We start from the raw sequence: 14,753 nt of genomic DNA on the forward strand, positions 1-14,753 counted from the left end.
TACTGATCCTGGTCCGCCCGACGGGTTTCTGTCGTACCGGCACGGTAGCTTCTTGGCGTGACCGCGACGCTTGCCACCGTTGATCTGCTGTCCGCCGCCGTCGGTGCCGTCCCCGGCGGCATGGAGCGACCCGGACAGCAGCAGATGGCCGAGGCGATCTCCCGCGCGGCCGCCCAGGAGGAGCACCTGCTCGTCCAGGCGGGCACCGGCACCGGCAAGTCCCTGGCCTATCTCGTGCCGTCGCTGCTCATCGACGGGCCCGTCGTGGTGTCCACCGCCACCCTGGCGCTGCAGTCCCAGCTGGTCGACCACGACCTGCCCAGGCTCGCCGACGCGGTCGAGCCGCTGCTGCGCCGGCGGCCGACCTTCGCCGTGCTCAAGGGCCGGCACCACTATCTCTGCCTGGCCCGTCTCGAGGGCACCTCCGCCGAGGAGCCCGAGGACGCCCTCTTCGACGTCGGCGAGGCCCGGCCCACCCGCTGGCTCGGCGAGGCCGGCCGGATCGGCAAGCACATCGACCGCCTCCGCGACTGGGCGATGGAGACCGACACCGGCGACCGCGACGAGCTCGACCCGGGCGTCGACGACTCCGCCTGGAAGCTCGTCTCGATGCCCGCCCGCGAGTGCGTCGGTGCCGCCCGCTGCCCATATGGCGCGGAGTGCTTCGCCGAGGCGTCCCGCGCCCGCGCCCGCGAGGCCGACATCGTGGTCACCAACCACAGCCTCCTCGCCATCGACATGCTCAGCGGCCGCATGATCATCCCGCCGCACAGGCTCCTCGTCGTCGACGAGGCGCACGAGCTCGCCGACCGGGTCAGCTCCGCGTCGCAGGCCGAGCTCACCCCCGAGCTGCTGGAGCGGGCCGCCCGCCGCTGCCGCCCCTACGTCGACGACGACGTCGCCGACCGGCTCATGGAGGCCGGCGACACCCTCACCGTCGCGCTCGCCGACGCCCCCGCCGGCCGCATCACCGACGGCCTGCCCACCACCCTCGGCGAGGCTCTGACCCTCCTCGACGGCGGCGGCCGCAAGGCCATCGACGCCATCGGCGAGGTCAAGGCCGACGACGCCGACCCCGTCCGCAAGGCCCAGGCCAAGACCATGGTCGGCGACCTGACCAAGATCGCCCAGCGCATCCTCGCCGACGCCGAGCATGACGTCGTCTGGATCGAGCGCGACGACCGCGGCCGCCGCGCGGTCGTCGTCGCGCCCCTCTCGGTCGCCGGCACCCTCAACACCCACCTGTTCCACGAGCGCACCGTCGTCGCCACGTCGGCGACCCTGGCCCTCGGCGGCCAGTTCGACACGGTCGCCCGCTCCCTCGGCCTCCCCGTCACCACCCCCGCGCCCGCCCTCGCCACCGGCGCGTCCCCGGCCGAGGCCGCGCGCGAGGCGGTCAAGCGCGCCGACGCCGCCCGCGACGAGGCCGACCTCGCGTGGAGCTCCCTCGACGTCGGCTCCCCGTTCGACTATGCGAAGCAGGGCATCCTCTACGTCGCCGCCCACCTCCCGCGCCCGCAGACCTCCGGCCTGTCCGACGCAGCGGCCGACGAGATGGTCGAGCTCGTCCAGGCCCTCGGCGGCCGCGCCCTGGGCCTCTTCTCCTCCCGCAAGGCCGCCGAGCGCGCCGCCGAGGTGCTGCGCGCCCGCGCCCCCGGCATCACGATCCTCCTGCAGGGCGAGGAGTCCCTGCCGATCCTGGTCCGCAAGTTCCGCGAGGACCGCAACAGTTGCCTGCTCGGCGTCATGTCCCTCTGGCAGGGCGTCGACGTCCCCGGCGACGCCTGCCAGCTCGTCATCATCGACCGCCTCCCCTTCCCCCGCCCCGACGAGCCCCTCGCCGCCGCCCGCTCCGCCGCCGTCGACTCCTCGGGCGGCTCAGGCTTCGCGGCCGTCAGCGTCCCGATCGCCGCGGTCCGTCTCGCCCAGGGCGTCGGCCGCCTGATCCGCGCCCGCACCGACAAGGGCGTCGTGGCCGTCCTGGACTCCCGCCTCGAAACGGCCCGTGGCTACGGCCCCTATCTGCGGGCGTCCCTGCCCCCGTTCTGGTACACGACCAAGCCCGACCTGGTCCGCGGCGCCCTGCGCCGGTTGGGAAGCTCGTAGCACTCCGCGCTTCGGCGGCGATCTCCGCCTGGCAGCCGGACCAGCCCGCGCCACCCGCGACCGTGACCGCCGCGCCCGAACTGACGTCCCTCCGCCGTCCCCGCGTCGCCGGCCAGACCCGAGGCCCTGCGCACGTCGATCACCTATCAGGGACGCAGAGCGCCGGGCGCACGGCCCAAACCATGACCCGCGCAGGCCAGGTATCTCCCTTGGCGCGCCCGATGGACCGCCTCCGCCTGCCAGTCGCGCGGGGTCACTGTTCCAGGCAGCCATGAGCGCTGTGGGCTGCCCCGCTGAACGTCAGGAAGGTCATCGGCCCGTGCTGGATCGCCGGTGCCGCTAGTGCGGTGACCACAAACGTTCGTGGTGTTGGCAGCCCAGGACGTGAGTCGCCATGCTTCCCCCATGGGCTACCGCGACGACCTGGACTCCGACGTTCAACGGCTCCTCAACGAACTGTGCATCAAGCTGGGGTTCTGCCTGCCACCCGACGAGAACCGTCGGCTCCAAGAGTCGCCTCCGGGCGACGTGGACAGCTTCACCGATGCAGTCATTGAGGCGGAAGGGCTGGGCGATATGGGCTACACGGACATCCGCCGCCAGGTGCGAGAGGTCGTCGATCAGCACATGAGCCGCTGGGTGGAGAACGATCGTCGGGCGGGCGGAGCCTCAACCCGGTGAACGTTTGTGGTCACCGCACTAGTCGGCGGAGATGATGACCGCGTCGGGTGGGGGTTCGTGGCGGTGTTGGACCAGGTGGCGGATGCCGGTGTTCAGGACGGCCACGAGGGGGACGGCCACCAGTGCGCCGATGATGCCGGCCAGGACGACGCCGGTGGAGATGGCGACGATCACGGCCAGCGGGTGGACGGAGACGGCGCGGCCCATGATGAGGGGTTGGAGGACGTGGCCTTCGAGTTGTTGGACGGCGATGACGCCGATGAGGACGACGAGGGCGCTGATCGGGCCTTCGTCGACGAGAGCGACCAGGACGGCCACGGCGCCTGAGACGGTGGCGCCGATGATCGGCACGAAGGCGGCGAGGAAGACCATCGTCGCGAGGGGGAACCAGAAGTCCACGTTGATGATGACCAGGAGCAGGCCGATGCCGAGGGCGTCGATGAAGGCGACCAGCACCGTGGCGCGGACGTAGGCGACCAGGGTGCGCCAGGCGGCCTCGCCGGCGCGGCGGATCGGGTCGCGGGCCGGGGTGGGCAGGACGCCGGTGAGGAAGAGCCAGATGCGGTGGCCGTCGCGCATGAAGAAGAACGTGACGAAGAGCACCAGCAGGAGCAGTGCGAAGAACTCGATGGTGGCGGTGGCGGTGGAGACGGCGCTGTCGGTGAGGCTGCCGCGGTTGTCGTTGAGCCAGTTGGACGCGGCGTCGAAGGTGGCGTCGAGCTGGCTGCCGTTGAGGTGCAGCGGGCCGGTGGTGAGCCAGCCCTGGATCTGGTTGACGCCGACGGAGGCCTTGTCGGCCAGGGCCGGGAAGCCGTCGACGAACTCGGAGACCACGAGGGTGAGGACGCCGGCGACGGCGGCCAGGCCCGTGATGAGGACCAGGAACGCGGCCAGGGACGGTGGCAGCTTCACCCGGCGGCGCAGGAAGCCCATCATCGGCGCGAGCAGCGCGGACAGCAGCAGCGCGATGCTCAGTGGGATGAGGACGGTCCTGAGGCGGCTGACGAGGAAGAGCAGGACGGCCAGCGCGGCGATGAGGACGAGCAGCCGCCATGACCAGGCGGCGGTGATGCGCAGCCCGTGCGGGACCTCGGCGTCGTCGCGGCTCATTGTCGAATGGTGACCCGTCGAAGCGTGACCCGTCGAAGCGTGACCGTCCTCCAGGGCGGGCGGTGGATCCTCCGGAGCCGGCGAAGCGGCCGCGGCCTCCTCCCGCTCGATGCGGGCCTTCTCGAGGCGTTGCTCATAGGCCCGCCGGAGGTTGACGCGCACCTGATCGAACCGGCCCACGGAACCCCCCTTGACGACGCGAGCGGACTCCCCACCGTAGACCGGGTCCGGCGGCGATGGCACGTACCCAGGCGGTAGCGTCGCATCCGTGACAGCCCAGCCAGCCGCCGGCTACCCGGTGACCACCGCCCCGCCCGTCGTGTCCGATGTGGAAGGGGGCCTGCCGATCCGGTTGCTGCACGACCGGGTCCTCGTGCGGCTCGAAGGCGCCGAGGGCGAGCGCCGGCACGTGTCCGGCATCGTGATCCCGGCGACGGCGTCGGTGGGACGGCGCCTGTCGTGGGCGACGGCGGTCGGCGTGGGCCCCAACGTGCGGTCGATCGTGTCCGGCGACAGGGTGCTGTTCGACCCGGAGGACCGCTCCGAGGTCGAGCTGCAGGGCCGCGACTACGTGCTGCTGCGGGAGCGTGACGTGCACGCCGTCGCGGCCCGCCGGGTGGAGCCGGACTCGACCGGGCTCTATCTGTAGGGGTAGGGATAGGGCCAGTACACCGGCGGCTGCGGCACCATGACCGGGACCGGCACGACCGGAGTGGGCGGAGCGGCGAGCACCCGGACCATCCCGTCCGGGAAGGTGATGTGATACCTGCTGCCGTCCCACACCGCGAGCGGCGCCTGCGGATCGCGGCCGATGAAGACCTGGCGGTAGGCCGCGAGCGCCGTGAGCAGCTGCCGCTCCTCGGCGAGGGCCTCCATCCGGCGCTCCGGTGTCTTGTCGAGGCCGCGGTACAGCCCGTCGCGCAGCAGCGCGAGCTTCGTCGCGTCGAACTGGAACGCCCGCATCGCCTTGGCGCCCGGGTCGCCGGCGACCCGCTTGGCCCACCGGCGGGCGGAGAGCCGGCGGCCGAGGGTGCCCAGGGCGGCCACCTCCGGCGGTGAGAACCAGCCGGCCCGCGCGTACTCGGTGAGCATCCGCTCGGTCAGCTTGCCCTCGTTGGAACGCTGCCACAGGGCGAAGCCGACCATGCACAGGAAGATCGGCATCATGACGGCGAAGTACCCGTACAGCAGCACCCAGGCGCTGGCGGAGGCCGTGACCGACATGAGGTTCCACGACCCGTGCAGCAGCATCGCGAGCAGCAGCCCGGCGATCGGCGCGAGCCACCGGACCGCCTTCGTCGAGCTGCGGGAGGCCAGGCCGAGCCCGATGCCGGTCATGGAGGTGAACAGCGGGTGCGCGAAGCCGGTCATCAGGATGCGCACCACGAAGATCGCGACGAGGGCGACCGCCCCGTTGACCGGTCCGGCGTCCTCGGCGGTGTCCGCGTAGCCCTTGAAGCCCAGGTACAGGATGTTCTCGACCATCGCGAAGCCCGTCGCGGAGAGTCCGCAGTACACGATGCCGTCGATCAGACCGGAGAACGCACGCGGGCGCCGCCAGAACAGCAGGATCGGCCCGAGCGCCTTCATGCTCTCCTCGATGAAGGGCGCGACCACGACCGCCACGATCGCGTCAGACAGGCCGAGCTTGTCGGCGAGCACCCCGCCCGCGGTGTTGACCACCAGCGCGACGGCGGTGGCGACGCACGCCCCCCATCCGAAGACGAAGACGAGATAGCGCACGGGCTCCGGCTCGTACCGGTCGAGCCAGAGGAAACAGGCGACCAGCAGCGGCACGGGGATGACCGCGGCGCCCACGCCGATGACCAGGGCGGTCCATCCGCCGCTGAAACCGAAGAACGCCAGCAGGGCCACGCCGCAGGCCGCGATCCCGCCCATGACGCCGATGAGCGTCCAGAGGCGGCGGCGGTCGGAGCGCTTGGCGGGCGGGGCGGCGGCGAGAGCGAGGGCCGCAGTCGGATAGCGCTGCTCGCCGGTGTCGGGAGCGGACTCCTCCATCACGTTGGGCACGACGTCGGCGGCTGCCCTGTCCCAGTCCTGCACCGAGGGTTTGCCCAGGCCGACCGGATCTCCGGCGGCGGGCGCGGCGCCGGCGACCGGACCAGCCCAAGGTGACCGCTCCTGCGCGGGCGGCGAAGCGGCTGGATCCGATGGCGTCCCACTCGGCGGGAGTTCGGTCATGGGCCAACCTTAACCGCGCTACGGTGAGCACAGGTCATGAGTGCCAGCGCACAGCCCCGGCTTGCTGGCCGGCAACCCTCGCGTTCGCGGCGGGGTGCCCCGGGTGATGACACGGTCCGGCGCGCGGTGTGTCCGGGCAAGCGCGAGCGGAGGGCTCTGCCATGTCCACGATCCTGTCCCCCGGTGACGTGAAACTGCGCGACGGCCGCAGTGTCGACTTCGCCAACCTCGACATCGCCGCGACCGCCCCGTGCCTGCGGGTCGTCGCGGACGCGGTCGCCGAGCTCCTGCCGTTCTACGGCAGCGTCCACCGCGGCGCCGGCGCACTGTCGGAGCGCTGCACCCGGGAGTATGAACAGGCCAGGGAGACCGTCGCGGACTTCCTCGGCGCCCGCGACGGCGACACGGTGGTCTTCACCCGCAACACGACCGACGCGCTGAACCTCCTCGCCCGGGTGGTGCCCGAGGGCGCGGCCGTGCTCACGTTCGACGCCGAGCACCACGCCAACCTGCTGCCGTGGAAGAAGACCGTGCACCTCGACGCGCCGCGCTCGCCGCAGGAGGCCGTGGCGGCGCTGGAGGACGCATTGCGCCGGGAGCGGTGCGGGCTGGTCAGCGTGACCGCGGCCAGCAACGTGACCGGCGAGGTGTGGCCGGTCACGGCCCTCGCCGACGTCGCGCACCGCTTCGGCGCCCGGCTGGCGGTCGACGCCGCGCAGCTCGCCCCGCACGCCCCGGTCGACCTGACCGCGCTGGGTGCGGACTATGTCGCGTTCTCCGGTCACAAGGTGTACGCACCGTTCGGCGCCGGAGTGCTCGCGGGCCGCGCGGACTGGCTCGACGCCGCCGAGCCGTATCTGGCCGGGGGCGGCGCCAGTGCCCATGTCGACGACGACGCCGGCGTGCGGTGGGCGACCGGCCCGGCCCGGCACGAGGCCGGCACGCCCAACCTGCTCGGCGCGGTCGCGATCGCCGCCGCGTGCCGTGAGCTCGCCGGTGCCGACCACCCGGCGGAGCGGGCCCTGGTCGCGCGGCTGCGGGCGGGGCTGGCCGAGCTGCCGCACGTGGAGGAGCTGCGGCTGTTCGGGCCGGAGGCGCAGCGGGTCGGCATCGTGTCGTTCGCGGTGCTCGGCGAGGACCCGGGCGAGCTGGCCACGCGACTCGGCCGCGACCACGGCATCGGCGTGCGGACGGGGCTGTTCTGCGCGCACCCGCTGACCCGGCGGCTCCTGGCGGAGGCGACCGCCCGCCTCGACCCGTCGGCGCAGGCGCCGGCGCAGGCGGTCCGCGCCAGCTTCGGCCTCGGCACCACGCAGGCCCACATCGACCGGCTCCTCGCCGCCCTTCGCTGACCGGCCTCATGATCTGTGAGGACTGTTTGTCGCCCTGACGATCAAAAGATCACGGAACGGCGAGTCAGATGCGGGACAGGACGACCGACGGGGTGAGGTCGGCGATGGTGATCGCGCCTTCGGCGACCTCGTCCCAGGTCAGCGGCGCGGACACCGTGGGCATCGCGCCGGCCCGCAGCGAGTACGGCGCCACCGTCGTCTTGAACGCGTTGTTCTGACTCCAGTCGATGAAGACCTTGCCCGGCCGCAGCTGGCGGGCCATCCGCGACACGATCAGCTCCGGTCGCCGACGGGAGAGCCCGTCGGCGACGTCCTTCACGTACGCGCTGATCTCGTCGGCCGTCTCGTCGCCGGACAGCTCCGCGGTCAGCTGCATCCCCTTGCGACCGGAGGTCTTCGCGACCGTCTCCAGCCCGTCGTCCGCGAGCCGGTCCCGGACCAGGAGCGCCACCTCGAAACACGCCGGAAGCGCGGCCGGCGGGCCGGGATCGAGGTCGATCACCAGCAGGTCGGGGTTGAGCGGCTCGCCGGAGGGGGAGATCCGCCACTGCGGCGTGTGCAGCTCCAGCGCCGCGAGGTTCGCCAGCCACACCAGCGTCGCGAGCTCCTCGACCACGATGAAGTCGAGCGTCTCCCGGCCGCGGCTGGAGCCCGGCACCGGCAGCGTGACCGTGCGGACCCAGTCGGGCGTCCCGGCGGGCGCGTTCTTCTCGAAGAAGCTGTTGCCCTCGACGCCGTTCGGGTAGCGGATCCGGGTGAGCGGCCGGCCCCGCAGATGCGGCAGGAGCACCGGCGAGATCCGGGTGTAGTAGTCGATGATCTCGCCCTTGGTGAAGCCGACCTGCGGATACAGCACCTTGTCGAGGTTGGTCAGGTCGAGGTGCCGGCCCTCGACCTCGACGCGGATCTTGTCAGCCATCGTGGACGTCCGATGCGGTCAGGTCGGGGCGCATGCGCAGGAACCGCGGGAAGCGCAGCCGCCCGTCGCGCGTGCGGTGGCTGAACTTCACCTCGATGACCAGCGTCGGCTCGACCCAGATCGCGCCGCGGGCGTCCTCGCGGGGCACGGTGCCGGCGAAGGGCGACCGCGGGGTCGGCAGGTCGCGCAGCGCGTCCAGCAGCGCCTTCTCGGACGCGTTGGAGATCCCGCCGCCGACCCGGCCGCGAAACGCCAGCCCGCCACCCGGGACGCCGGCGGGGACGCCGACCAGCAGCGCGCCGAGGGCGCGTTTGCCGGGCCGCCAGCCGCCGACGACGAACTCGCAGCTCTCCTCGAGCTTGACCTTCACCCAGTCGGGCGAGCGCAGACCGGGCAGGTAGTGCGAGCCGGCCCGCTTCGCGACGACCCCTTCGAGCGCGTTGTCGCGGCTGGCGGCGACGGTCGCCGGCCCGTCGTCGAAGCACGGCGGGATGACGGCCCGAGGCCCCAGGGACAGCGCTTCGAGGATGTCTCTGCGGCTGGTGTACGACGAGGCGACCACGTCCCGGCCCGCGGCGCGCAGCACGTCGAACGCCAGATACGAGACCGGCAGGGTGAGCGCCAGGCGGGCGGCGAGTCTCGGCTCACGCACGTGCATCCGCTCGGCGAGCAGCTGAAACGAGGGTCGCCCGGCCTCGTCCAGGGTGACGACCTCGCCGTCGAGGACGGTGTCGTCGAGGCCCTCGCCGATCGCGGCGAGCTCGGGATAGGCGGCGGTCACCTCGACGCCGCTGCGCGCGTAGAAGCGGGTCGCGCCGGCGCTGATGACGGCGATCGCCCGGATGCCGTCCCACTTGAACTCATACGACCAGCCCGGCCCGGACGGTAGCGGGCCGGTCGAGGCGAGCATCGGTGCCGGCGGGCCGGTCCCCATCACCCCACGATAGTTCGCCGCGGAGTTCCTCGCGTGCGGGTCGATTCGATGCGAAGCTGGTACTTAGAGGTCAACACGCTGTGGAAGGGGATCCCCATGCGCGCGATCTGGAAAGGCGCGGTCTCCTTCGGGCTCGTGTCGATCGCCGTCCGCCTGTATTCGGCGACGGAGGAGAAGGACATCCGCTTCAACCAGGTCCACCGCGACGATGGCGGACGGATCAAATACAAGCGGGTCTGCTCCATCGACGGCGAAGAGGTCGCTTATGACGACATCGCCAAGGGGTACGACCTGGGCGGCGGCGAAATGGTGATCCTCACCGACGACGACTTCGCCGACCTGCCGCTGACGACCAGCCGGGCGATCGAGGTCCTGGAGTTCGTGCCCGCCGAGCAGGTCGACCCGATCCTCTACAACAAGGCGTACTACCTGGAGCCGGACAAGACGGCCGCGAAGCCCTACGCGCTGCTGCGCGACGCGCTCACCAACACGGAGCGGGTCGCGATCGTGAAGGTGGCGCTGCGGCAGCGCGAGCAGCTCGCGACGCTGCGGGTCCGCGAAGAGGTGCTGGTCCTCAACACGATGCTGTGGCCCGACGAGATCCGGGCGGCGAAGTTCGACATCCTCGACGAGGACGTGTCTGCGCGCCCGGCGGAGCTGGCGATGGCCGGCTCGCTGATCGAGTCGATGGCGGCCGACTTCGACCCCTCGACCTACACCGACAACTACCGCGAGGCGTTGCAGGAGGTCATCGACGCGAAGGCGGCCGGCCGGGAGGTCGTGCAGCCGGAGGAGGCCGAGGAGGCGCCGGCCGCGGCGGTCGACCTGATGGCGGCGCTGCGCGCGTCGGTCGAGCGGGCGAAGGCCGCCCGCGGCGAGTCCGCGCCGGCCGCCGCTTCCGCCGCGAAGAAGACGGCGGCGAAGAAGACCGCCGCGGCCGGGGACAGCGACGACGAGGTCGCCGAGGCGACGCCGATCAAGCGCACCGTCGCCAAGAAGGCCACGCCCGCGAAGAAGGCGACCGCGCCGAACAAGGCGACGCCCGCGAAGAAGGCCACTCCGGCGAAGGCGAGGAAGTCCGCCTAGTCGGTGGTGCGGGTGAAATAGACCGTCGCGGACGCCTTGTCCAGGAGCAGGTCGGTGCCGTCCACCCGGAGCCAGGACGGGGCGGCCGGTGCGAATGGGCGGAGGTCGTCCGGCACCTCCGGAGCCGCCGCCGCGACGGTCGCCGGCAGTGCTCCGGCCCGCTCCGGGGTCAGCACGGCGAAACCGTCCATCGTGTAGTCCATCGGGCCGATCTCCGGGCAGGACCGCGCCCGGGCCTCGTGCTCCTGCCAGTGCACCTGCTGGATCGGGGCGAGCTGCGGCCACTGCTGCTCGATGCGGGTCTTCGTGGTGATGACCGCCGTCTTCGTCGGCGTGTCGACGTCCTCGCACCCGGCGAGTCCCGGCACCCAGTCACGCAGTGCCAGGACCACACCACAGGAAGCGATGACGCAGGCGAGGACCACACCAGTGACGATGAGCGCGATCTTCGCCGTCCGGTTCACCCGTTGATCTGTACCACCTCGAGGCCACCGCCCGCATAGTCGGCGCGGACGCGCTTCTTGTCGAACTTGCCGACGCTGGTCTTCGGCACGGCCTCGATGAACGACCACCGCTCGGGCAGCTGCCACCTGGCCACCTTGTCGCCGAGGAACTCGCGCAGCGTCCCGGCGTCGGCGCTGTGCCCCTCCTTGAGCACGATCGTGGCCAGGGGCCGCTCGCCCCACTTGTCGTCCGGTACACCCACGACACACGCCTCAAGGACGGCCGGGTGTGCCATGAGCGCGTTCTCGAGGTCGACGCTGCTGATCCACTCGCCGCCGGACTTGATCACGTCCTTGGCGCGGTCGGTGAGGGTGAGGTACCCGTTGGGCGACAGCGTGCCGACGTCGCCGGTGCGCAGCCAGCCGTCCTCGAACTTGTCGGGGTCCGGCCCGTCCTCGCCGATGTACTGCGCGGTGATCCACGGCCCGCGGACCTGCAGCTCCCCCACGGCCTTGCCGTCGCTCGGCATGACCTCTCCGGCGGGCCCGACGATGCGGCCCTCGACGCCCGCGGGGATGCGGCCCTGGGTGTACCGGTATGCCCACGCCTCCGGCCCGTCGACGCCGGAGGGCTCCCGGGCGACCGAGCCCAGCGGCGACATCTCCGTCATGCCCCAGGCGTGGATGACCTCGATGCCGTGCCGCTCGGAGAACGCGTGCATCAGCGCCGGCGGGCAGGCCGAGCCGCCGATGACGACCTCCTTCAGCGAGGACGTGTCGGTCGGGTTGGCGTCCAGGTACGCGAGCAGATCGGTGAAGATCGTCGGCACGGCCCCGGCGAACGTCGGCCTCTCCACGGCGATCATCTGCGCGAGCGGCGCCGCCTGCAGGAAGCGGTCCGGCATGATCAGCGACGCGCCGCTCATCAGCGCCGCGTACGGCAGGCCCCACGCCATCGCGTGGAACATCGGCACGATGCACAGGTCACGGACCTTGGGCCCGAGGCCGAAGCTCTCCGCCATGCAGACCTCCATCGAGTGGAGGTAGATGGAGCGGTGCGAGTAGGCGACGCCCTTCGGGTTGCCGGTGGTGCCGCTGGTGTAACACAGCGCCGCCGCGTCGTTCTCGTCGACGGCCGGCCAGTCGTACAGGTCGGACCTGCCTTCGAGGAGAGTGGCCCAGCGGTGCACCTCGACGCCGTCCTTGGCGAGCTTCGAGACGTCGCCGTCGCCGACGACGACGATGTGCCGGATCGTCGTCAGGTGCGGCAGGACGCCGGCCAGCAGCGGGATCAGCGTCGAGTCGACGATGACGACCCGGTCCTCGGCGTGGTTGGCGATGTAGATGAGCTGCTCGGGGAAGAGCCGCAGGTTGAGCGTGTGCAGCACGGCGCCCATGCTCGGCACCGCCAGGTAGGCGATGAGGTGCTCGGCGTTGTTCCACATCAGCGTGCCGACGCGCTCGTCGCCGGTGACGCCGAGGTCGTCGCGGAGGGCGTGGGCGAGGCGGGCGGCCTGGCGGCCGACCTCCGCATATGAGGTATGTCTCGCCCCGTCTTCGCCGCCGGTCCAGGTGACCACCTCGGAGTCGCCGTGGACGGTGGCCCCGTGCCGCAGAATTCGGGAGATCAGGAGGGGTGTCTGCATCATCGTGCTGCGCATGCACTGCACGCTAATGTGCGCTGGCTCACAACGGAACCCCGGAGCTACTGGTGAGTAGCTCCGGGGTTCCTGTGCGTTGCTAGAACGCCGCGGCCTTGGCTTCCATCTCGGCGGCCGCGTCTTCTTCGCTGACCTTTTCGGGGGTGGTCGCCGCGCCCTGCAGGGGCTTGTCCGGCAGCGCGACGGTGATCACGGTGCCGACGAAGGCGACGATCGCCGCGGCGAGGAACACCGGGTGCAGCGCGTTGACGAACACGTGCTCGACCGCGTCGAGAACCTGTGGCGGCAGCTTGCGGACCTCGGCGGGCGCGTTGATCGACACGCCCTTCATGCCGCTGTCGCTCATCTGCGCCGACAGCTTGCTGTTCATGACCGCACCGAGCGCGGCGACGCCGACCGAGCCGCCCAGCGAGCGGAAGAACGTCGCGGCACTGGTGCCGGCGCCCATGTCACGAAGGTCGAGCGCGTTCTGCACGGCGAGGATGAGCGGCTGCATCGCCATGCCGAGCCCGACGCCGATCACGGTCATGTAGATGAACGCCTGCCACAGCGGCGTGTCGACCTGCAGCGTCGTGAACAGCAGCAGACCCGAGCCCATGATCACGGTGCCGGCGACCGGGAACCACTTGTACCGGCCGAGCCTGCTGATGACCCGTCCGGCGACGATCGAGGTCACGATGACGCCCGCCATCATCGGCAGCATCAGCAGGCCCGAGCGGGTCGGCGAGGCGCCCTTGACGATCTGCAGGTACAGCGGGACGTAGATGATCGAGCCGAACATCGCGAAGCCGAGGATGAACGTCGCGGTGTTGGCCAGGGAGAACGTCGCCCGCTTGAACAGGCGCAGCGGCAGGATCGGCTCCTCGGCGCGGCTTTCGGCGACGATGAACAGCCCGGTCAGCACCGCACCCGCGGCGAGCAGGCCGAGGATGGTCGCCGAGCCCCACGCGTATTCGTTGCCGCCCCACGACAGCGCGAGCAGCCAAGCGCTGACCGCCGCGACCATGAGCGTCGCGCCCAGGTAGTCGATCCTGTGGTCCCGCCGGGTGTGCGGGACGAGCCGGAGGACCCGGCTGCAGACGTACAGGGCGAAGACACCCAGCGGCACGTTGATGTAGAAGATCCAGCGCCAGTCGGTCTCGGCGAAATACCCGCCGACGAGCGGCCCGGCGACCGACGAGATGCCGAACACGGCACCGAAGAGGCCCTGGTAGCGGGCCCGCTCCCGCGGCGCGACGACGTCGGACACGATCGTGAACGCGAGCGTCATGAGACCGCCGGCGCCGATGCCCTGCAGCGCGCGGGTCGCGATCAGCTGGGTCATGTCCTGCGACATGCCGGCCAGCAGCGAGCCGACCAGGAACGTCGAGATGGCGAACAGGAGGACCGGGCGGCGCCCGTACAGGTCGCTGATCTTGCCGTACAGCGGGGTCGAGGCGGTCGAGGCGAGCAGGTACGCCGTGACGACCCACGAGTAATGATCGAGGCCGCCGAGCTCGCCGACGATGGTCGGCAGGGCGGTGCCCACGATGGTCTGGTCGAGCGCGGCCAGCAGCATCCCGGTCATCAGGCCGCCCATCAGCAGCATGATCTGCCGGTGGGCGAGTTGCGGCCGGGCGTGTTCCGGCGGCACGACGGTGGTCATCGGGCGTTCCTCTCGGTGCTTTCTGACTTTTCCGCTCCCGTTCCCGGCAGCTTTTCGGCAAGCGTCTGGTTGAGTTGCGTAAAGAGGGCGGCGAAGATCTGGCGCTCCTCGGGCGTCCACCCGGCCAGCAGGTCCTGCCATATGGCCAGCCAGCGGGCCCGGTTCTCCTCGAACACGTCCCGGCCGACCTCGGTGACCTCGATCAGGCTGGCCCTGCGGTCGGTGGGATCGGTCGCACGGCGCACCAGCCCCGCGGTCTCCAGGGCCCCGACCTGCCGGCTGACCGTGGACAGGTCCAGCGCGACGTCGGTGGCGAGCGCCGACATCCGGAACGGCCCGTCGACCGCGATCCGGCTCAGCAGCACATACGCGGGGCGCTCGAGCCCACGGCCCGCGTCACTCCACTTCAGTGTGGCGAACAACCGCTCCGACAGACGGATGAACCGCCCGACCTGCCGCCCGATGGCGGCGTGCTCGCTGGTGTCGTCCACGATCCACATCCCTGCGCTGCCCGATACTTGCTTGCCACAAGCATCGGTTCACAGAGCGACGTTCACCAACTCAATAACGGGTGATCCGCGTTACGGCGCTTTTTCCTTATTCGCGCCTTTGTC

The 14,753-nt window shown here is 71.3% G+C and carries 12 protein-coding genes, 1 pseudogene and 1 riboswitch; of the genes and pseudogenes, 5 read left to right on the forward strand and 8 right to left on the reverse strand.

All coding sequences use genetic code 11. The annotated features are described in order from the left end of the window. The first annotated feature begins 120 nt into the window (after positions 1-120). Together ABZS58_RS20405 and ABZS58_RS20410 are read left to right on the forward strand one after the other, a co-directional pair. Complete coding sequence (locus ABZS58_RS20405) at positions 121-2,106, forward strand: ATP-dependent DNA helicase (RefSeq protein WP_354783660.1); 1,986 nt, start codon at positions 121-123, stop codon at positions 2,104-2,106. Positions 2,107-2,511: 405 nt separating this feature from the next. Next, positions 2,512-2,787 (forward strand): hypothetical protein, encoded by a 276-nt coding sequence (locus tag ABZS58_RS20410; RefSeq protein ID WP_354783582.1) that lies wholly within the window; start codon positions 2,512-2,514, stop codon positions 2,785-2,787. 18 nt (positions 2,788-2,805) lie between these two features. On the opposite strand, the gene ABZS58_RS20415 is transcribed toward ABZS58_RS20410, so the two are convergent. Next, positions 2,806-4,077: an AI-2E family transporter gene (locus ABZS58_RS20415; protein WP_354783584.1), complete on the reverse strand. Its 1,272-nt coding sequence runs from the start codon at positions 4,075-4,077 to the stop codon at positions 2,806-2,808. Between the two features lie 118 nt (positions 4,078-4,195). On the opposite strand from ABZS58_RS20415, the gene ABZS58_RS20420 reads away from it, so the two are divergent. After that, positions 4,196-4,546 (forward strand): co-chaperone GroES, encoded by a 351-nt coding sequence (locus ABZS58_RS20420; protein ID WP_354783662.1) that lies wholly within the window; start codon positions 4,196-4,198, stop codon positions 4,544-4,546. Here the strand turns inward: ABZS58_RS20420 and ABZS58_RS20425 are convergent. After that, positions 4,537-6,099: a PrsW family intramembrane metalloprotease gene (locus tag ABZS58_RS20425; RefSeq protein WP_354783586.1), complete on the reverse strand. Its 1,563-nt coding sequence runs from the start codon at positions 6,097-6,099 to the stop codon at positions 4,537-4,539. The genes ABZS58_RS20420 and ABZS58_RS20425 overlap by 10 nt on opposite strands. Positions 6,100-6,131: 32 nt before the next feature. Beyond that, positions 6,132-6,248: riboswitch (SAM riboswitch) on the forward strand. A 12-nt stretch (positions 6,249-6,260) separates the two neighbouring features. Between ABZS58_RS20425 and ABZS58_RS20430 the strand changes: the two genes are divergently transcribed. After that, positions 6,261-7,451 carry an aminotransferase class V-fold PLP-dependent enzyme gene (locus ABZS58_RS20430; RefSeq protein ID WP_354783588.1) on the forward strand — a complete coding sequence of 397 codons (1,191 nt, stop codon included), beginning with the start codon at positions 6,261-6,263 and terminating at the stop codon, positions 7,449-7,451. Between the two features lie 112 nt (positions 7,452-7,563). On the opposite strand, the pseudogene ligD (ABZS58_RS20435) reads toward ABZS58_RS20430, so the two are convergent. Both ligD (ABZS58_RS20435) and ligD (ABZS58_RS20440) read right to left on the reverse strand, forming a co-directional pair. Beyond that, positions 7,564-8,370: pseudogene (gene ligD / locus ABZS58_RS20435) on the reverse strand (non-homologous end-joining DNA ligase); the annotation flags it as partial. Beyond that, entirely contained in the window at positions 8,363-9,304 is a 942-nt protein-coding gene (gene ligD, locus ABZS58_RS20440) for a non-homologous end-joining DNA ligase (RefSeq protein ID WP_354783590.1), read from the reverse strand. The gene ligD (ABZS58_RS20440) and the pseudogene ligD (ABZS58_RS20435), both read right to left, overlap by 8 nt. A gap of 96 nt (positions 9,305-9,400) precedes the next feature. Between ligD (ABZS58_RS20440) and ABZS58_RS20445 the strand changes: the two genes are divergently transcribed. Then, a complete protein-coding gene (locus tag ABZS58_RS20445) occupies positions 9,401-10,390 on the forward strand; it encodes a Ku protein (RefSeq protein WP_354783592.1) in 990 nt (329 codons plus the stop codon). Here ABZS58_RS20445 and ABZS58_RS20450 read toward each other — a convergent pair. From ABZS58_RS20450 to ABZS58_RS20465, 4 genes are all read right to left on the reverse strand, one after another. Next, positions 10,387-10,854, reverse strand: a complete 468-nt coding sequence (locus ABZS58_RS20450) for a hypothetical protein (protein ID WP_354783594.1) — start codon at positions 10,852-10,854, stop codon at positions 10,387-10,389. The genes ABZS58_RS20445 and ABZS58_RS20450 overlap by 4 nt on opposite strands. Then, on the reverse strand, positions 10,851-12,479 hold the full coding sequence (locus ABZS58_RS20455; RefSeq protein WP_354783664.1) for a fatty acid--CoA ligase: 1,629 nt from the start codon (positions 12,477-12,479) through the stop codon (positions 10,851-10,853). The genes ABZS58_RS20450 and ABZS58_RS20455 overlap by 4 nt, the downstream gene beginning before the upstream one ends. Before the next feature lie 94 nt (positions 12,480-12,573). Further along, complete coding sequence (locus tag ABZS58_RS20460) at positions 12,574-14,139, reverse strand: MDR family MFS transporter (RefSeq protein ID WP_354783596.1); 1,566 nt, start codon at positions 14,137-14,139, stop codon at positions 12,574-12,576. Continuing rightward, on the reverse strand, positions 14,136-14,630 hold the full coding sequence (locus tag ABZS58_RS20465) for a MarR family transcriptional regulator (RefSeq protein ID WP_354783598.1): 495 nt from the start codon (positions 14,628-14,630) through the stop codon (positions 14,136-14,138). Before ABZS58_RS20465 ends, ABZS58_RS20460 begins: the two co-directional genes overlap by 4 nt. Positions 14,631-14,753 lie beyond the last annotated feature (123 nt).

The sequence above is a fragment of the Dactylosporangium sp. NPDC005555 genome (assembly GCF_040605635.1).
Taxonomy (GTDB): Bacteria; Actinomycetota; Actinomycetes; order Mycobacteriales; family Micromonosporaceae; genus Dactylosporangium.